The sequence below is a fragment of the Bradyrhizobium sp. UFLA05-109 genome, from assembly GCF_054185165.1.
On the sequence record NZ_JBBIAR010000001.1, the window covers coordinates 80,396 to 99,258 of the forward strand.

At 62.5% G+C, this 18,863-nt stretch carries 16 protein-coding genes; 6 read left to right on the plus strand and 10 right to left on the minus strand.

The features are described from left to right. Complete coding sequence (locus Q3C01_RS00375) at positions 1 to 1,005, plus strand: substrate-binding domain-containing protein (protein WP_458142971.1); 1,005 nt, start codon at positions 1 to 3, stop codon at positions 1,003 to 1,005. Positions 1,006 to 1,150: 145 nt separating this feature from the next. On the opposite strand, the gene Q3C01_RS00380 is transcribed toward Q3C01_RS00375, so the two are convergent. Then, a complete protein-coding gene (locus tag Q3C01_RS00380; protein WP_458142973.1) occupies positions 1,151 to 1,753 on the minus strand; it encodes a TetR/AcrR family transcriptional regulator in 603 nt (200 codons plus the stop codon). 365 nt (positions 1,754 to 2,118) lie between these two features. Between Q3C01_RS00380 and Q3C01_RS00385 the strand changes: the two genes are divergently transcribed. The 5 genes from Q3C01_RS00385 (at position 2,119) to Q3C01_RS00405 (ending at position 9,819) form a co-directional block, all read left to right on the plus strand. After that, positions 2,119 to 2,922 (plus strand): SDR family NAD(P)-dependent oxidoreductase, encoded by an 804-nt coding sequence (locus tag Q3C01_RS00385; protein WP_458142975.1) that lies wholly within the window; start codon positions 2,119 to 2,121, stop codon positions 2,920 to 2,922. 132 nt (positions 2,923 to 3,054) lie between these two features. Further along, complete coding sequence (locus Q3C01_RS00390; RefSeq protein WP_458142977.1) at positions 3,055 to 4,176, plus strand: DUF5938 domain-containing protein; 1,122 nt, start codon at positions 3,055 to 3,057, stop codon at positions 4,174 to 4,176. Between the two features lie 55 nt (positions 4,177 to 4,231). Then, positions 4,232 to 5,764 carry an AMP-binding protein gene (locus Q3C01_RS00395; protein WP_458142979.1) on the plus strand — a complete coding sequence of 511 codons (1,533 nt, stop codon included), beginning with the start codon at positions 4,232 to 4,234 and terminating at the stop codon, positions 5,762 to 5,764. A 133-nt stretch (positions 5,765 to 5,897) separates the two neighbouring features. After that, a complete protein-coding gene (locus Q3C01_RS00400) occupies positions 5,898 to 6,401 on the plus strand; it encodes a hypothetical protein (RefSeq protein ID WP_458142980.1) in 504 nt (167 codons plus the stop codon). 313 nt (positions 6,402 to 6,714) lie between these two features. After that, complete coding sequence (locus Q3C01_RS00405; protein WP_458143202.1) at positions 6,715 to 9,819, plus strand: DEAD/DEAH box helicase; 3,105 nt, start codon at positions 6,715 to 6,717, stop codon at positions 9,817 to 9,819. A 73-nt stretch (positions 9,820 to 9,892) separates the two neighbouring features. Here Q3C01_RS00405 and Q3C01_RS00410 read toward each other — a convergent pair whose 3' ends face one another. From Q3C01_RS00410 to Q3C01_RS00450, 9 genes are read right to left on the minus strand one after another with little or no spacing between them, the layout of a single operon-like run. Continuing rightward, complete coding sequence (locus tag Q3C01_RS00410; protein ID WP_458142981.1) at positions 9,893 to 10,867, minus strand: ABC transporter ATP-binding protein; 975 nt, start codon at positions 10,865 to 10,867, stop codon at positions 9,893 to 9,895. Beyond that, positions 10,864 to 11,733, minus strand: coding sequence for an ABC transporter permease (locus Q3C01_RS00415; RefSeq protein WP_458142983.1), 870 nt, complete (start codon positions 11,731 to 11,733; stop codon positions 10,864 to 10,866). The genes Q3C01_RS00410 and Q3C01_RS00415 overlap by 4 nt, the downstream gene beginning before the upstream one ends. After that, positions 11,730 to 12,668 carry an ABC transporter permease gene (locus Q3C01_RS00420; protein ID WP_458142984.1) on the minus strand — a complete coding sequence of 313 codons (939 nt, stop codon included), beginning with the start codon at positions 12,666 to 12,668 and terminating at the stop codon, positions 11,730 to 11,732. Before Q3C01_RS00420 ends, Q3C01_RS00415 begins: the two co-directional genes overlap by 4 nt. 31 nt (positions 12,669 to 12,699) lie before the next feature. Next, positions 12,700 to 14,250: an ABC transporter substrate-binding protein gene (locus tag Q3C01_RS00425; protein ID WP_458142985.1), complete on the minus strand. Its 1,551-nt coding sequence runs from the start codon at positions 14,248 to 14,250 to the stop codon at positions 12,700 to 12,702. Continuing rightward, the gene (locus Q3C01_RS00430; protein ID WP_458142986.1) at positions 14,228 to 15,388 is read right to left on the minus strand and encodes an NAD(P)/FAD-dependent oxidoreductase; all 1,161 of its coding nucleotides are present in this window, start codon (positions 15,386 to 15,388) and stop codon (positions 14,228 to 14,230) included. The genes Q3C01_RS00425 and Q3C01_RS00430 overlap by 23 nt, the downstream gene beginning before the upstream one ends. Beyond that, entirely contained in the window at positions 15,385 to 16,755 is a 1,371-nt protein-coding gene (locus Q3C01_RS00435) for an FAD/NAD(P)-dependent oxidoreductase (RefSeq protein WP_458142988.1), read from the minus strand. The genes Q3C01_RS00430 and Q3C01_RS00435 overlap by 4 nt, the downstream gene beginning before the upstream one ends. Further along, the gene (locus tag Q3C01_RS00440) at positions 16,752 to 17,036 is read right to left on the minus strand and encodes a (2Fe-2S)-binding protein (protein WP_458142989.1); all 285 of its coding nucleotides are present in this window, start codon (positions 17,034 to 17,036) and stop codon (positions 16,752 to 16,754) included. Before Q3C01_RS00440 ends, Q3C01_RS00435 begins: the two co-directional genes overlap by 4 nt. Beyond that, the gene (locus Q3C01_RS00445; RefSeq protein WP_458142991.1) at positions 17,033 to 17,728 is read right to left on the minus strand and encodes an SDR family NAD(P)-dependent oxidoreductase; all 696 of its coding nucleotides are present in this window, start codon (positions 17,726 to 17,728) and stop codon (positions 17,033 to 17,035) included. Before Q3C01_RS00445 ends, Q3C01_RS00440 begins: the two co-directional genes overlap by 4 nt. Beyond that, positions 17,721 to 18,716: an ABC transporter ATP-binding protein gene (locus tag Q3C01_RS00450; protein WP_458142993.1), complete on the minus strand. Its 996-nt coding sequence runs from the start codon at positions 18,714 to 18,716 to the stop codon at positions 17,721 to 17,723. Before Q3C01_RS00450 ends, Q3C01_RS00445 begins: the two co-directional genes overlap by 8 nt. Positions 18,717 to 18,863: the final 147 nt, after the last annotated feature.

Below are 18,863 nucleotides of genomic sequence, written 5' to 3' on the forward strand. Positions count from 1 at the left end.
GTGCATAAACATCTATTGATGGCCGCCGTGGCGTTTTCTGCGCTCATGGGAGGACAGGCCTGCGCGCAGCAGAAATTCACCTTTGCGCTCGTTCCCAAGAACATGAACAATCCGTTCTTCGACCAGGCGCGTGACGGTTGCAAGAAGGCGGAAGCCGAGTCCAAGGGGGCCTTCCAATGCATGTATATCGGCCCCGGCGAGCATGGCGGTGGCGAAGAGCAGGTGCAGATCGTGCAGGATCTCGTCGCCAAGAAGGTGGACGGCATTGCCGTGTCACCGTCCAATGCGGCTGCAATGGCGGTTGCGCTGCAGGCCGCTAAGAGCGCTGGCATTCCTGTGCTGACCTGGGACTCGGACCTGCTGCCCGAGAACAAGGACCTGCGCCTTGCCTATATTGGCACCCATAACTACGAGATTGGCGTCAACATCGCCAAGATCGTGCAGACCATCAAGCCGAAAGGCGGCACGATCTGCATCCAGTCCGGCGGCGCCGCGGCAGCCAACCACAATGAGCGCATGAAGGGCATCCGTGACACGCTCGCCGGCAAGGAGTCTGCCCAATCGCCCGGGGAAAGGTTGACTGGACAGAATGGCTGGAAGGAGATCGACGGGTGTCCGCTCTACACCAATGACGATTTCCCTCTGTCGGTGCAGCAATTCCAGGACACCATGGCGAAGAACCCGACTTTGGATGCATTCACACCGACGGGTGGCTTCCCACAATTCGTGCCGGACGCTAACCGCGCTGCGGTCGCGCCCTTCAAAGGCAAGATCGCCAGCAAGGACCTGGCTCTGGTGGTTGCCGACACGCTGCCGGTTCAGATCGACCAGATGAAGGAGGGCCTGTCGCTCGGACAGGTCGGACAGCGTCCGTTCGAGATGGGCTACAAGACCATGTTTGCGCTGAAGGACGTCAAGGAAGGTAAGGCTCCGCCTAAGGATCCGACCTATACCGGCCTCGACGTCTGCACAGCCAAGACTGTCGATACCTGCATCGCCAAGTAGTTCGTACGTGACGGCAGCGGGCTGGAGAGCCTGGCCCGCTGACCTTCCATAACGATCCGGCAGCAAGTTTCAGTCGGACCTGATCTTCCGGCTACATTTCGAGCGAGGCAGGCAACGTCAGCAGGCCACCTCAAGTCAAAGCCGTTCAGCAAATGGTTGGCAGCAGCCGCCGAACCTCTTCCAGCAGTTCGGGAATTGCGCCGGCGTCGTTCGATAAATGAGCGAGCAGCGCTTTTTGAAACAAGCCGTCGAATAGCGCATAGAGCACACCGGCAGACACCGCCGGGCGCTTGCCGCCGAGCTCCGCGTAGCGCGAGGCGATCCGCCAGATCATGTTCTCGAGGCTCTTGTCGATTTCGACGACGTCCTTGCGGAAGGCGTCCTCGAACAGCGCCTGGGCGCGCAGATCGTACCAAAGTCGGTGCATGCGCGCCTCCTTGCGGAGGGTTTCGGCGAGCTTGGTAAGGAAACCATCCATGAGCTCTTCGCGAGTTTGCGCGCTGGCAGTGACCTGATCGTAGCGGGTCACGCACTTGGCCTTGTAGTGGCTGACGCAGCAGCAGATCAGGTCCGTCTTGTCACGGAAGTAGTAGTGAAAGACCCCATGCGTAAACGCTGAATTCTGCGCGATTTCGCGCAAGGAGGTGCGCGCGTAGCCGAGCTCGCCCAGCGTCTCTAGTGCTGCTTCGGCGAGTTCGAGCCGGCGCGCATTGAACTTCTCCTCCTTGAGCGCCTCGGTCGCGTCCAAAACGCGCTTCCTCGCACTCGCCACCTGCTGCGCCATCGACGTCCATTCCTCGTCTTGCTCTGCCGTCGCAGGAAGCGAAGACGATTCTCGCCTCCTTCAGACACGGTCGACTCTACCTGCACCAAGAATTTTGACAATCGTCAAGGATTATCTTGACAATCGTCAAGGTACGATTAAACACTTGTCAAAATCGGTTTTGACAACCGTAAAAGAACGTCGAAGACGACAACAGCGGAGGAGAAGCGGAAGCGAGCCGCCTCATTGATTGTCTGCTGCCCCGGGAACTGGCGCGGCAGAGATAGCGTCGTCCAGACCCGCGCGGCGATCCGCCGCCTTCAATCAAAACGAGCAACGGAGGAGACGTCATGAGTGGGAAGACACTTGTGGGCAAGAAAGCCCTGGTGACCGGAGGCGCGCGGGGGATCGGCGCGGCGATTGCACAGGCTCTGGCAAATGCGGGCGCGGCAATCATGATCGCCGATATCCTCGAGGATGTCGGCAAGGACACGGCCGGGACGATCGCAAAATCAGGCACGAAGACCGGATTTGTGAAGCTCGACGTCACCGATGATCAGCAATGGGAAAGGGCGGTAGCAACCACCGTTTCCACGCTCGGCGGCTACGACATCCTCATCAACAATGCCGGGATCGAGATCACGTCGCTTGTCATCGATCTACGGGCCGAGGATCTGCGTCGCATGTGCGATGTGAACATCGTCGGGGTCGGCCTCGGCATGAAGCACGCGTTCCGCGCGATGCGTCCGGGCGGCGCGGCCGGGGCAGGTGGCGCGATCGTCAACATCGCTTCTGTCGCCGCCACCATAGCTTTTCCGGCCATCGCCGGGTACTCGGGCACCAAGTCAGCCGTGGACCGCATGACGCGGGTTGCGGCCATGGAGGCCGGTAAGCTTGGCTACGGCGTGAGAGTCAATTGCCTTTATCCGGGCCTGGTGCCGACCGATATGGGCATGCAGCTCGCTGGCGACATCGTGAAGGTCGGGCTCGCGCCGGATCCCAACGCTGCCGTTGCCTCGGTCATCGAGCAGACGCCGCTCGGGCGGCTCGGCGAGGTCGGTGACATCGCCGACGCGGTCGTATTCCTCTGCTCCAACGAGGCGCGCTTCATCACGGGAGCCGGGCTGCCGGTCGACGGCGGTATGGGCATGTAGTGCCGCTCGTTTCGTCCTGACCGACGTCGCCGGGGAGGTGCAATCGCCTCTCGGAACGGAGACGCATGGCCAGGTCGCGGCCGGCTGAACTGCGATCCAAGTCAAAACGCGAAATCATCAGGAGGATTCGACATGAGTGAGAAGCGCCCCGTCGTCGTCTATGGCGTGTCCGGCTACACCGGGCGGCTGGTCTGTGAGTATCTGCGGGAATACAACATTCCCTTCATCGCCGCCGGCCGCGATGCCGCGAAGGTCAAGGCCGTGGTCGAGAAGATCCCTGGCATCGAGACCGCTGACTATGAGGTCGTCGGGGTCGAGCACAGCGTCGAAGCGCTGACCAAGCTGTTCAAGGGCGCGAAGGTTGTGAGCAACATGGTCGGCCCGTTCATCAAATACGGCAATGAAGTCGTCGAGGCCTGCCTCAATGCCGGCTGCCACTACAGCGATACGACCGGTGAACAGGACTGGGTACTGAAGTGTCAGGAGACCTGGGGCGATAAATTTGCGGCAAGAAACCTGCTGCTCGCACCGAACATCGCGCAGATGTATACGACCGGTGAAATCGCCGCCAACATTTGTCTCGAACACCCTGGCCTCGATACGCTCGACATCCTGGTGTTCTGGAAGGGCCTCCCGACCTACGCCTCAACCCAGACGATCTTCACGATCCTGAAGGCGAACTGGTACTATCTCGAACAAAACAAGTTTGTCGAATGGGACGTCACCGCTCGGGCCGACGTCGTGGTCCCGGGCCAGCACGAAACCGCCATTGCCGTGCCGTGGGGCGGTACCGCGCATCCGGTCTGGTTCAAGAACGATCCGCGCGTCTCGAACTGTCGTGTGCTCGGCGGCGTACTCGCGCGCCCCGTCATGGAGGGGGTGGTTCAGACCACCCAGATGGTCAAGGAGAAAATCAAACCGCTGCCGCCTGATCAGCAGGAGAAGGCTCTTGCCGACATCGCCGCGACCATCCAGGCGGCAATGCCGCCTCGGGAGAATCCGCGTATCAACACCTCAATTGATTCCGTCTATGCTTCCGGGCCGCTTGGCCGCGCGCATTGTGTGATCCACGGCAATTGCAACTACAAGCAGACCGGAATGCTGCAGGCCTATGCGGCGTTCTCGCTGCTGCAGACCCCGCCGAAGAGGGTCGGCTTCGCGTCGGGTTGCCAGGCGTTCGGTCACCGTGAACTGCTCGGCCAGCTGCGTAGCTTCGGCCTGGTGATGAACCCGATCCTCACCATCCACAATTGACGGTTCGGCCGGCGCGGCATCGTCCGCGCCGGCCTCTCTTCGCGCGGAGGCGGCCATGCGGCTGATCGATTATCTCGACAAGGGGGCCTCGCTGGGCGCGGACGCGCCATGCCTGACCATGGACGGCCGCGACCTGAGCTATGCAGACGTACAGCGGTTGAGTTACCGGATCGCGCGCAGCCTCGTGCGTACCGGTATCGCTGCCGGCGACAAGGTCGCGATCCTGTCGGGCAACGATCCCATCGCGTTTGCGTGCGTGTTCGGCATTTCGCGCGCGGGCGCGGTCTGGTGTCCGGTCAATCCGCGCAACGAGGCGGCGGAGAACCAGATCATCCTCGACGACTTCGACTGCAGCCTGCTGTTGTTTCATTCCAGCTTCGCCGGGATGGTAGAGAAGATCCGCCCCAATCTGCCGAAGCTGCGGGCGATGGTGTGCCTCGACGCTGTATTGCCGTTCGCCGCATCGTTCGATGCCTGGCTGTCTGATGAGGTCGGATATTTTCAGCGCGAAGTAGTCGACGACCTCGTCATGTTGCCAGGCACCGGCGGCACGACCGGTAAACCGAAGGGGGTGATGCTGTCGGGTCGGAACATCGAGGCGATGACGGCGCTGACATTGATGAGCTATCCGTTCAAGGGGCGTCCGACCTACCTCGCGCTGGCGCCGCTGACGCATGCCGCAGGCGTGTTGTGCTTCCCAGTGATGACGCTCGGCGGGCGGATCGTCATCATGCATCACCCCGATATCGGCGAATTCCTTGCGCTGATCGGGAGTCATCGCGTCACCCACACCTTTTTGCCGCCGACCGTGATTTACATGCTGCTCGATCATCCGCAGCTCGACAGCGCCGAGCTCGGCTCCCTGCAGTGCTTCTGGTACGGCGCGGCGCCGATCTCGGCCTCACGGCTGGCGGAAGCGCTGCAGCGCATCGGGCCGATGGCGCAGCTGTTCGGGCAGACCGAGGCGCCGATGATGATCTCGACTATGGCGCCAGGCGAGCATTTCAATGCCGATGGTTCGATCGCCACCGAGCGGCTGCCGTCTGCGGGCCGGGTGAGCCCGCTCGTCCAGGTCGGCATCATGGATGGCGACGGCAATCTCCTGCCAAGCGGGCAGCGCGGCGAGATCGTGGTGCGGGGGTCGCTGGTGATGGACGGATACTACAAGAACCCCGAGGCCACCGCGGAGGCCTCGGTCCATGGCTGGCATCACACTGGCGATGTCGGCTACCTCGATATCGACAACTTTCTCTATATCGTCGATCGCGCCAAGGACATGATCATCACCGGTGGCTTCAACGTCTATTCCGTCGAGGTCGAAAACGCACTGCGGGCGATCGAGACTATCCAGGACTGCGCCGTCGTCGGTTTACCAGATCCCAAATGGGGCGAGCGCGTGGTTGCAGTGGTTCAGCCGAGACCGGGCCAAAGTGTCGATGCGGCCGCCGTTACCGCCTTTGTCAAAGCCCGCATCGGCAGCGTCAAGACGCCGAAGCAGATCGAGGTCTGGAGCGACCTGCCGCGTTCCAAGGTTGGCAAGGTGTTGAAGGCCGATGTCCGCGCCAGGCTGCTGCAGGGCTCGAGATGAGCTGCGCTCACTCAAACCGTGCCGATACTTGCATGTAGAGCTGCGCCTTTACGATTGCGAATTTCGTGGTGTGCATTTTTGCGCTTCCATTTGACTGTTTCTCCGGGATATATCGTCGCCGGAGACTACGACAATGTTTCGAAGGCGGAAGAAAAGCTCGCGCGCGCATGATGCCCAGTCCGTGCAGCAGCGAAACGACCGAGACTATAGTTCCGGCAAGGACATCCAGGCGCGCATTGTTCAATTGAGAAGCGTGCCGCGGGAGAAGCTCGCCGATGCGGTCTTTATGCTGTCGATGGCGGCGAAACAGCAAAGCTGGCTGATACGACAATCGATCAATGAACGCGCGAAATCCGACTTCGATTTTGATCCGCCATCGAGTGGAGATCCGGCTGCCTACCTTGCAGAGGACACTGTTTCCACTTTGCGTCATCACATAGCGGATGGGCCGACTCTCTTGGATCTCCTTTCTGGGGGGGCGCCTGCCGTTCACTTCACCGTCCATCAGAGGGACGCCGTTTCGATGCTTGCTGCGTTGATCCGGGAGCAGCGTTTGGAAGGCATTTTGGAAGGTCTGCGGCTTGCTGGCCTTCTGAACGAGTCCTCTAAAGATCGTCATGCGGGGTTCAGTTCGTAACGTCGGATAAATCTGAGGGAACCTCTGCCCGCGACGTGTGCTCTCTCGGACCCTGCCGTCGACATCGGTGTTCGGCGGGCGATCGGGGAAATGTGCGCACGTGACAGAACGTGCCTCCCGGAGCGGGCGCCAGGCAATCGGCGAACGTTTCAATGGGATCGATCGAAAATTCGTAGCCATCAGCCCAAGCTGATTGCGAATCAATGACGGGATCAACGTGGGTCGTTCAAGTAAAGCGCGTGTCGCCGGCCGCGCAAAGAAGCGAAAAAATCCTGCGCCGCGGACTGCGATCTCTTCTTCGTCGCCGCTTGGCATGCTGGCTCTCCATCTGCTGGCACAATGGAGGAAATCTGGGCGCAACGGTCTCGTCTTTCTCGCTGAGAACGAGAATAGGGCCGAGCGATTGGGTGCCATTATTCATGCACTCAATCCCTCGTGCGACGTGCTTGTTTTCCCACGGTTGAATACGCTGCCGTTCGAGCAGTTGGAGCCATCGCACGAGATCGCAGGTAGACGCAGCTCGGTCTTGAGGCGCCTTGCCAAGCCCGAGAAGCCGATCCTGCTGGTGTCCACGGCAGAGGCTGTGATGGAGCGCCTGCCAATGCCGGCGAGTTGGTCCCGCCTAATTGAGCGTCTAAAGGTGGGCACCAGCTTCTCCGAACATCACCTCAAGTCGCGGTTTGACGCACTCGGCTACGACCTCGATGACGAGGCGGACTACCCCGGCGGCGCGCTGTTTCACGGGAAGACATTCGAGATTTTTCCCGCCGGGGCACTTGGTCCATTCCGCGTGGAGCATTCCGGGCATGTGATACGCCGGATTTCGGCGTTCAATCCGGTAGAGCAAGAGGTTCTATTCGATGCGAAGGAGCTCGTCATCGATCCCATGTCGGAGCGCCTTGCGTACGGGAATAAGCGCAGCAAACGCTCCAATCTGTTCGATTACTGCGGGCGAGCCAAGTGGATTTCGGATGCCATGGTTCCCGCGCACGCCGACGGCTGGTTGAGCACGATCGAGGAGGCGGCCGGTCGTACGGACCGGGAGCGCGAATATCTTGGGCGGCGCGACTGGAAGGCGGCGACCAGGCGTATGCGCGTGCTGCCCCAAAAGGCACGCTTCACGTCCACGCCGGATTTTTCGAAGGTCGCCTCGCCAAGGAAAGCTCTGCGAACGTTTGTCGATGAGACGCGACGCGCTGGTTCGCAGCTCATGTTTGTTGCAGCGCTGGATGAAGATCTGCGCACCATGGAGCGGATGAGCGGGGTCAAAGCAGAGCGCTTTTCTGACTGGAGCGAGGCTACGGCCGGATGCAATCGCGCAGCGGCACTATTGGCCGACTTCGATACTGGATTTGTCGAATCCGGCCGGAAACCTCTTGTCGTCGTGACGGCGTCCGACGTGCTCGGCAGCAGGGCCCATCATCCACAGCCCATGACCAGGGCCGGGAATGCTGCCTTCGACCACGCTGATGTGCCGGAGGTGGGCTCGGTGGTGGTCCATCTGCAGCGAGGTCTGGCTTTGCTCGAGGGGTTGCGGACGGTGGCAACGGGGGGTGTATCGTCGCGTGAGATGATCAGGCTCGCATTCGCAGGAGATGATGCCGCTCTCGTTCCGCCAGCCGACCTGACCCTGATCTGGCCCTACGCGTCGGAACTCGGGGAGTTGACTCTGGACAAGGCCGACGGAAGTACGTGGTGGGCGCGGCGCACCGAGGCGGAGCAGGAGCTTCAGCTTGCCGGCAAGCAGCTTGCAAAACACATCAGCCAGCGACGCCGCCGGCGAGCAGCGAAACTCGTGCCACCGGGTTCGATCTACGAGAGGTTTGTTGCGCGTTTTCCCTATTTCACGACGGTAGACCAGTCCAAGGCCATTCGGGACGTCCTGGATGACCTTGCCTCAGGTCACCCTATGGACCGAGTGATTTGCGGTGACGTCGGATTCGGCAAGACCGAGGTGGCTTTGCGGGCGGCGGCTGCCGTTGTGCTGTCCGGGAAGCAGGTGGCGATGGCTGTACCGACGACCGTCTTGGCAAGACAGCATGTCGCGACCTTCCGCAAGCGTTTCGCTCCGTTCGATATCGAGGTCGGAAGCCTGTCTCGCGGCGCGTCAACGTCCGAGGCAAGGGCGGCGAAGGAAGATCTCAAGAGCGGAAGATTGAAAATCGTGGTCGGAACGCAGGCTCTGACCTCGAAGCACGTGAAGTTCGCTGATCTTGGCTTGGTTATTATCGACGAGGAACAGCATTTCGGCGCAGCGGAGAAGGCGAAGCTTTCAGCGCTGACCAAGGGCGTCCATACCCTCTGGATGAGCGCCACGCCGATCCCGCGGACGCTCGCGGCAGGTTTGGCAGGCTTCAGAGATCTCAGCGTTATTGCCTCTCCGCCCGTTCACCGACTTCCGGTCGTCACGAAGATCGCTCCGCTTTCCGACGCTGCAATTGTCGCGGCGCTGTTGCGCGAACAGAGGCGCCATGGGCAAAGCTTCTTGATCTGTCCGCGTATCCAGGATCTGGATCCGATGCTGGCGCGGGTACATTCGATGGCTCCTGATCTCCGCATAGTCTGCCTTCATGGCAAGCTGTCCGCCGACCAAATGGACGACCGGATGATGAGCTTCGTCGAGGGCGCAGCGGACGTCTTGCTGGCAACCAACATTGTCGAAAGCGGTCTCGATATCCCGCGGGCCAACACGATCGTGGTCTGTTGGCCTGAAAGGTTTGGTCTCGCGCAACTCCATCAGCTCAGGGGAAGGGTTGGGCGCGGCGGGATACGTGCGTTTGCGCATTTGCTGACCGATACAGACGCGGAGCGATCCGAGAAGCGGTTGGCGGTGCTCGAGGAGTTCAGCAGACCTGGAGCGGGTTTTGCAATCAGCGCTCGCGATCTCGACCTGAGAGGGGCAGGGGACCTGCTTTCGGAGCGGCAGTCCGGCCATTTGCAGGTGTTCGGACCGGTGCTCTACAGCCACCTTCTCAAATTGGCCTCGGAGAAGGCCGACGACAGGGCTGCCGATCTGTGGGTGCCTGACCTAAACCTTCCGGTCGTCGACATGGTGCCGCCGGGCTACATACAGTCAGAGACGGTTCGTCTGGAAATATACGCTCGCGCTGCCAGGTGCCGAAGTGAGGACGAACTGGAGGATCTCGAGGAGGAAACGCTACGTCGCTTCGGCAAACTGCCGCCGGCAGCCCGCGATTTCTTTGCCGCTGCAAAGCTCAGGATCGACTGCAGGCGACGGGGTATCGTAAGATTGGACGTCGGACGGGAGGCGGTAGCCGCGACTTTCCTGCCGGGACGACTCCGGAAGTCCAGAGCGCGATCGTTGCAACGCGACGGCGATCGCGTTGTCTACACAAGCAAGGATCGCGAGGGGGCGCTGAGAAAGGTCGAGGAGTTTCTCGACGCTCTGGACGAGTGATTGCGGCGTCGGGCAAGCCGCCGCAACGTGCGCACGGGCTGCGAGCCTCTTGCTAAGGCACCCGCCGCGACCATCAGGTCTCGGGGTGATGACAGGCGACACCCCCATCACCATCAGCTCGCCATTCGGGATACACGGTCCTGCATACATCCGACGCGCGAGGGCAACGGGGATGAAAGTGACACCCTGCAGGCGGATTGGCGGCGGATGGAATTTCGCCGATGATACGTGGCAGCGTGCCTCGTATTCCCGGGTCGGGGATTGGCGAAGCATCACGCAGCATACGGGTGTAGGGATGACGTGGTGCGCCGAATACGCGCGCCACCGAACCGTCCTCCACAATACGCCCGAGATACATCACCGCGACGCGCGAGCAGAACCACCGCACGACACCAAGATCGTGACTGACGAACACGAATGTAAGGTCGCGCCGTGCCTGCAGGTCCTTCAGCAGCAGCAGCACCTGAGCCTGAACGGAGACGTCGAGTGCGGAGACCGGCTCGTCGGCAACAATCAGTTCGGGTTCGACGGACAACGCACGAGCAATTCCGATCCGCTGACGCTGCCCCCCGGAAAATTCGTGGGGGTGGCGGTCATAGGCGGACGGCGGCAGGCCAACCTCCTCCAGCAATGCGAGTGCGCGTTCGCGCGCGGCGCGACCGCGGGCAAGACCGTGCACGCCAAGTGGCTCGGTCAGAGCCTCGCCGATCGTGCGTCGCGGATTGAGCGACGAATAGGGGTCCTGGAACACGATCTGCATGCGGCGGCGCAGCCGCTGCAGCATGGATCCATGGGCGCTGGTCACATCGATGTCGGCGAAGCGTACGCGGCCGGCATCCGGCGGAATCAGGCGCAGCACGGCGCGCGCCGCAGTCGACTTGCCGCAGCCGGACTCGCCGACGAGACCGAACGCCTCGCCACGCGCAACTGCGAAGCTGACCCCGTCGACAGCGCGGACTTTCGTTGTGACCGGACGTGGAAAGCCCTTGGTCACCGTGAAATGCTTGGCGAGGTCGCGAACCTCGAGCAGGGCTTGCGACGCGGTCATTGGGCGTTCGCTTTCGGATCGGTCACGTCGCAAAGGCCGTCACCTACGAGGTTCAGTCCTAGCACCAGGACAAGAATGGCCAGTCCCGGCCATATGCACAGCCATGCCGAATCGAGAATGTTCTCAAATCCGTCCCGCATCATGCCGCCCCAGGTCGGCGTCGGCGGCTTGACGCCGAGCCCGATAAAGGACAGCGAGGCCTCGGTGCGAACTGCGGTCGCCATCCAGAGCGTGCCCATGACCAACAGATCGGTGACGATGTTGGGCAGCACATGCACGAGCAGAATGCGTAAGTGCGAGAAGCCGAGGGCACGGCCGGCCTCGATGAAGGCACGTTCCTTGAGCACGAGGACCGGGGCTCGCGCAATGCGCGCGAACGGGGCTATTGCGGTTAGCGCAATGGCAATGATGAGATTGGTGACGCTCGACCCAAGCAGCGCCACCATGATCATGCCGAGGATCAGGCTCGGAAACGACAGGAGAACATCCATCACCTGCATGGTCACGAGATCGAAACGGCCGCCGATATAGCCGCTGATCATGCCGATCGCACCGCCTACGACGATGGCGCCGACGATGGAGAGAAAAGACACCAGTAGCGATACCCGGGCCCCCCAAAGCAGCCGTGACAGCACGTCACGGCCGAACTGGTCGGCGCCGAGCAGATAGTCGGAACCGGGTCCCGCCAGGCGATCGAGAATATTCTGTTCGAGGGGATCGCGAGGAGCAAGCCACGGCGCGAGCAGCGCGCCGATGACGACGATCGCGCAGAGAACGACGCCGGCGAGTGTCGTAGGGTCGCTCAAGAGGCGGCCGGCCATCACACGCCAGGGCGAACGCGGTGCAGAAAGGGCCACATCGGTCATTGCTTGACCCTCGGATCGATGAGGCCATAGCTGATGTCGGTGATCAGGTTCACCACCACGATCAGGAAACAATAGATCACCATCATGCCCTGCAACATGGTGTAGTCGCGCTGGGTCAGCGCACTGACGATCACCTTGCCGAGGCCGGGTCGATTGAAGACGATTTCGGTGAGCACTGAATTGCCGATGAGGATGCCGACATAGAGGCCGACCACGGTGACTACCGGGATCAAGGCGTTGGACAAACCGTGGCGCCAGATGATGACGCGCCGTGGCACGCCTTTCGCGCGCGCGGTGCGGATGTAATCCTCGCCGAGAACCTGCAGCATCGAACTGCGCGTCACGCGGATGACATAGGCCGCCATGACGATGCCGAGGGTCGTCGCGGGCAGGACGAGCTTGTGCAGGCCATCGATCCAGTCGCCCGGCCGCGGATTGCCGATCACTGGAAACAGGTGAAGTTGCAGCGCGAAGACGATCAGGAGAAAAATGCCCGAAACAAAAACGGGAAAAGACAGCCCGAGCAATGACAGCAGGCGCGTGAGTACGTCGATGGGGCCGTTGCGGTGGAGGGCAGCCCAGACGCCGGCGGGAATGCCGATCAGGCAGCCGATCGCCATGGCTGCCAGCGTCAATACGATGGTGTGCGGCAAAGCATCGGCAATCTCGGTCCAGACCGCGCGATGTGTGACCATGCTGGTGCCGAGATCGCCGCGCAAGGCGTGACCGAGGAATTCGAAATATTGCGTGCCGATCCAGCGATCGAGGCCGAGTTCGGCGCGCAAGGCCGCGAGCGTTTCCGGGGTGGCCCGATCGCCCAGGATGGCGATAGCCGGATCGCCGGGGACCACGCGCACCAGAAGAAAGACGAGCGTCAATACCGCGAGCAGCGTCGGTATCGAGGCCAGCAATCTTCGGACGATGAAGCCAATCACCGGGCGATCCCTTAGCTTGGTCGCGTTTACCTCACTTGAAGTGCGTGGCTTCGGTCAAGAGCGGACCGAGCGACAGCGACGCCTTCAACTCGTAGCCGTAGTCGAGGTCGGTGCGATGCGCCCAGATTTGCAAGGCCTCCGCCAGCGGAACGGCGCAGACCGCTGCAACGATCTTCTTCTGGGCCTCCACCCAGAGTGCGACCTGCTTCTCCGTGTCGGTCTCGGTCTTGGCGGCATCGATCTCCTTGTCCGCCACGTCACAGTGGCTGAAATTGGTGACCGCCGTCGGCTTTCCGACGATGCTTGCCGAGTGGAAGAACTGGGTGAGGTAGATGTCCGCCACCGGGAAGCGTGCCGCGGCGTAGTAGACGATCGGACTCAGATCCTTGCGGATCTGTTGGTGGAAGGTGGCGTGATCAACGACCTGGATGTCGAGATTGATGCCGGCCTTGCGCAGCTGCGCCTGCACGACCTGCATGCTGCCCAGCATCTGCGGCAATTGCGTGTGGATGATCTTGATCGTCACGCCATCGGGATAGCCCGCCTCCTTGAGCAGCGCCTTGGCCTTTGCGACGTCGGTATTGACGAGACCAACATCCTTCGAGAATCCGAGATAGCCTGCCGGAATCACACTCTGGCCGGGCCGTGCGGTGTCAGTGCCCTGCCACTTGACGAGTTCCGGCCGGTTGACGGCGTAGGCGATCGCCTGCCGCACGCGGATGTCGTCGAGGGGCTTCGCCGTGATGTTGAGATTGAGATTGGCGAGCTCGCCGGGCTCGAAGATGTCGACGATCGAGTTCGGCAATGTGCGGATGCGGTTGATCCAGGCCTGATCCTGTTTGCCATATATGAGGTCAATCTCGCCGTTCTGGAAGGCAAGGTCGCGAGATGAATCGGAGGGAATGTAGCGATAGCTCACGTGCTCGAGCTTCGGCTTGCCTCTGAAATAACCGTCGAAGGCCGCGAGTTCGAGCGACTGGTTTGGGGTGTCGGAAACGAAGGCGAAGGGGCCTGTGCCGACCGGATTGCGCGTGAAGTCCGCGCCATATTTCTCGACCGCCTTGCGGCTGACGATGTAGCCGCCGGAGTAATTGGTGAGCAACCCGAGCAGGCTCGGCACCTGCCGCGCCAGGACGATGTGGACCGTATCGGGATCCGTTGCTTCGATGGTCTTGAACGCGGCGAAGTCGGCGGAGAAGGCCGAGGTCTTGGCGTCGCCGGCTCTCTTAAGACTGAACACAACGTCATCGGCGGTCAGTTCGCCAAAGTCGCCGTGAAACTTGACGCCGTGGCGAAGGTGGAAAGTCCAGTCGAGCTTGTCGGCACTCGAGTCCCACTTCTCCGCGAGATCTGGTTCGATCTGCGTCGGGTCCATGGTTCCCGGCCTGAAGCGTACGAGTCCGTTGTACATCCAGGCAACCACGGTGCGGTCGATGGTGCTGACTGCACGATGAGGATCGAGCTGGCCGACGTCCTGTGCGGCCATGCCGACTTTCAGATCGCTCTTCGGCGCCGCCGAAGCGGGCGCTGCAATGAAGATAGCGGCTGCAAGTGCCGCGCTAAGCGTAATGCGAGGCGTCATGTCTATGTCCCTGGTGGTTGAACAATCCGGACTCTGCGAAACGATCGATACGGAACGGCTCGAGCGGGACATCCGTGTGTCCGTCGAGGACCAGCTCACTCATGATGGCTCCGATGGCCGGGCCAAGCTGGAAGCCGTGACCGGAGAATCCGAATGCATGAAACAGGCCAGGCGTCGTGCGGCTCGGCCCGATGACCGGAATATCGTCCGGCGTTTCGCCGTCGATGCCGGTCCAGCTGCGGATCACTTGTGTGCCGGCGAGCTGCGGCACGAGCTGCAGTGCCTTTGCCATCACCGCGGAGCTTGCCTCGGGGGATGGTCGCGACGAGGGAACATCCGGATCGGAGTGTCCGCGACCGCCGCCCAAGATCACGTTCCCCCGCCGGATCTGACGGAGATAGACGTCGCCACCGACGACGCCCAGATTGGGTGCAATGAAGTAGGGCAGGGGCTCGGTCACGAGCATGTTCGGGTTGAGCGGCGAAACCGGAACCTGCTCGCCGAATGCCGCGGCAACCGCGCCTCCCCAATAGCCGGCTGTGTTGACGAGATACCGGGCACGAAATTCTTGCTCGCCCGACGTCACGATGAACTGAGCGCCGTCGTGCGCCAGCTTGCTGACCGACGTGAATTGACGGATATCGGCACCTGCATCGCGCGCGGTCCGTGCGAGAGCCGGGCTCAACAGACGGGGGTTGGCGGCGCCGTCGTCGGGCGCGAACGAGCCAGCCACGACATCGGGGCCGAGCCAAGGATACTGCTGATGGATGGCGTTGCCACCGATCATGATCAATGGGAGTCCGTTGGCTTTGGCAACGTCGAGATAGGCGATGAGCTCGGCTTCCTCAGCCTGGTTGCGCGCAAGCTTGAGATGACCAGTGACCTCGAACTCGCAGTCGGTGCCGATGAGTTCCGGAAGCCGTGCCCAGATTTCGCGAGAACGGCGCGCGAGCGGCAATTCGGCCGGATGCCGGCCCTGCTGGCGTACGCCGCCGTAATTGACGCCGCTGGCTTGCCCGCCGACCTGGCCGCGTTCGAGCAGAATGCAGCGCACGCCGCGCTTTGCAAGATGCAGGGCCGTGGAGCAGCCGGCGCCGCCGCCGCCCACGATCAACACGTCGGTGGACGTCGCGCTCATGCGGCCTCCGCGGGAAGAATGGGGATCGGCTTCACGGGCGGCTGTCCGCGCAGGCGGCCGACCTGCTCAACCGGGCAGGACATCGTGGCCGCCAGCACCTCGGCCGCGGCCGCGCCGCAGACGCGCCCCTGGCAGCGTCCCATGCCGACGCGGGTGAGGGCCTTGGCCCGATTGACTTCCGACGGCGGAAGCGTCGCGAGGGCTTCGTTCGCGGCTGCGCGCAATTCGCCCGCCGTGATCACTTCGCAGCGGCAAAGGATCGTATCGTCGGCCATGGCTGCGGCAAGCTTTGCTGGAAATGGAAATGCGCGCTCCAACGCGGCGCGGAAGGTTTCACCTTCTGCCAGCGTCGTATCGAGGCGTGCGACTGCGCGCGCATCGACCGCCATACCGCGTGCCGCCAGTACGGCCCAGGCGGCTCGCGCACCGGCCGCCTCGGCAAGATCGGCGCCGCGAATGCCGCTGCCGTCGCCGGCAAGGAACACGCCTTCGACGGATGTTCGCCCGCTCCGGTCCTTGCGAGGCTGCCAGTTGTGCTGCACGGGATCGAAGTCGAACGGCACGCCGGCGAGATCGGCAAGCTGCGCCTCCGGCTTCAGCCCAAAGCCGAGTCCGACGGCGTCGACTGGCGCCCCGTGCTTGCCGCCGTGCGCGTCGCGCCAGCTCACCGATTCGACCCGACCGTCGCCCTCGATCGCGAGCGGTGTTGCGCCCTCGATGACGGGGATGTCGTGCGCCCGCAACCAGGCGCTGTAGTAAAGGCCTTTGGCAAAAGTTGCGCCGCCGCGCATCAGCCCGAACGCCTGTCTCGCCTTCGTGGCGAACGGTGTCGTGTCGAGCACGGCCGCAATTTGCGCGCCGGCCCGGGCATATTGATAGGCGACGAGATAAAGCAGGGGCCCAGTCCCGAGAAAGGCAACGCGCGCGCCGATGGCGCAGCCCTGCGCCTTCAGTGAAATCTGCGATCCCCCCAGGGTGAATACCCCCGGCAGTGTCCAACCTGGGAGCGGGATCACCCGATCCATCGCACCAGTGCAAAGGACCGTCTGCACGAACGGCACAGCACTCGCCTTTCCGTCGCAGATCGTGTCGATCACGCCGGAACGCAAATTCCATGCGAGTGTTCGTGGCCGAAAATCGATCGAGGACCGCAACTGGTCGAAGGTGTCGTGTATGGCCTGTGCCTTCGCAGCCTCGAAGCCGTAGAGGGCACGCTTGGTGCGGTGGAACCCGGCGGGCTGGCGCTGATAGATGCGCCCGCCGTTCTCCGGCGCTTCGTCGATCACGATTGGACACAGGCCTGCGCCGACAAGAACCTCTGCCGCGCGCGTGCCGGCCGGACCGGCGCCGACGATGACGATGCTCATGGCTGCACCATCCTGCGGGATACGCGCATGCCTTCGGCAATTGGGGTAGTGCAGGCGCGCACGCGGCCGCCTCCCTCGACGTTCACCCAACAATCCTGGCACGCCCCCATCAGGCAAAAGCCCGCACGCAGACCATCGCCGAATTCGCTGGCGCGCAGGTAGCCTTCTTGTGCGAGAATGGCCGTGAGCAGGGTGTCACCCTCGAGCGCGGCCACAGGCGCGCCGTCGAGCATGAATGACACCGCGGCCCGATCGGTCTCCGCCAGGCGTTGCAATCTCATAGCATGTCCTCCAGCCGGCAATTGACCAGCAGCTCGGCGATGGTCGCGGTATTGGGCAGTCGCAGGACCGTCGCGATCAGTTCGGCGATGTCGCGCGGATCGCTCATTTTCTCGCGCGGCCATTTGGTAACATGCGCGGTCATGTCGGTCGCAACGAAGCTCGGGCAGATCGCAGTCGCGCGGATGCCGTGGTCCCAGCCGTATTGCCGTACGGCGTGGGTCAGCGCGATGAGCGCAAACTTGCTCATGGCGTAACCGGCATTGGGATTGCGGACGCGCTTGCCCGACATCGAGGCGACGTTGATCACGCGTCCTTCGCCGCTCTTGGCGAGGTGCGGCAGCGCGAGGCGCATGAGCCGCATCGGAGCCTTGACGTTGATCAGCATCATGGCGTCGAGCGCCGTTTCGTCTGGATCAGTCAGATTGGCGTCCGGATTGATTCCAGCAGCGTTGATGAGGCCGTCGAGACGCCCGAAGCGCTCGATCGTCGCCGCAACCCATGCTTCCGCCGAGGCCAGCGACTCCGCGTCGTAGCGCTGCAGCATGAGCCGGTCGGATCCGACCAGTCCGCGCGTATCGCGCACGCCGGCCGAGACGTGATGGCCGCCCGCGACCAGGCGCTCCACCACGGCGCGGCCGATCCCGCGCGAAGCGCCGGAGACCATCACAACACGACCGGTCGCCTCAAGCACGGGCAAGCTCCCTGGCAAAGGCGTTGGTTGCGATGTGACACCGGGCGAGATGCCGTGGGGCAGCGGCGGCCAGAACTTGCGGCGTCTCGCAGCCTTCGCGGCGCAACGGGCAGCGCGGCGCGAAGCGGCACCCCTTCGGCATGTCGGTGAGGGGCGGCACGCGGCCTGGAATGGCGGCGAGCGTCTGCTCCGCGCGATCCATGCGCGGAATCGCCGAGAACAGCGCGCGCGTATAGGGATGGGCGGGCATTGCGAAGATGTCGCGCACGGGCGCCTCTTCGACAATCTGGCCCGCATACATGACCGCAACGCGATCGGCGATCTGGGCAACGACGCCAAGATTATGGGTGATGAACAGCATGGCCATGCCGTGCCGCGACTTCAGATCGGCGAGCAACCCGAGCACCTGTGCCTGTATGGTGACGTCAAGCGCGGTTGTCGGTTCGTCGGCGAGCAGCAGCGTTGGCTCGCACGCGAGCGCCATTGCGATCATCACGCGCTGGCGCATGCCGCCCGAGAACTGATGCGGATAATCGTGGAAACGCTGCTTGGCGGACGGAATTTTCACCTCTTCGAGAACCGCGAGCGCCTTCGCCTCGGCCTCTGCCCGCGGCAGGCTGCGATGGACGCGCAACGCCTCGGCAACCTGCGACCCGATGCTCATCACCGGATTGAGGCTCGTCATCGGCTCCTGAAAGATCATCGCCATGCGATTGCCGCGCAGAGCCTCGAACTTTGCCTCATCAAGAGTTCGCAGATCGACACCGTCGAGCAGGATGCGGCCCGCCGGCACGCGACCATGCGGTTGCGGCACGAGACCCATTATAGAGAGGGAAGTGACCGATTTTCCGCAGCCGGACTCGCCGACCAGGGCCAGCGTCTCGTTGCGGTCGAGCGCGAAGGACACGCCATCGACGGCCGCATACCATTCGGCACGAATGCGGAATTCGGTCCGAAGATCTTCGACACGCAAGACCGGTTCGCGCATGGAGCAGGACTGCCAGAGCGAGGGCGCTACTCACCCATTCAGGTCTTTGATCTGCGGTATGTCAATGCCATATTCCAATATATGCAAGGGTCTGACGGACTGTTCCGGTATGTATAATTCGAGGGCGACAATAGAGAGAGTATTTTC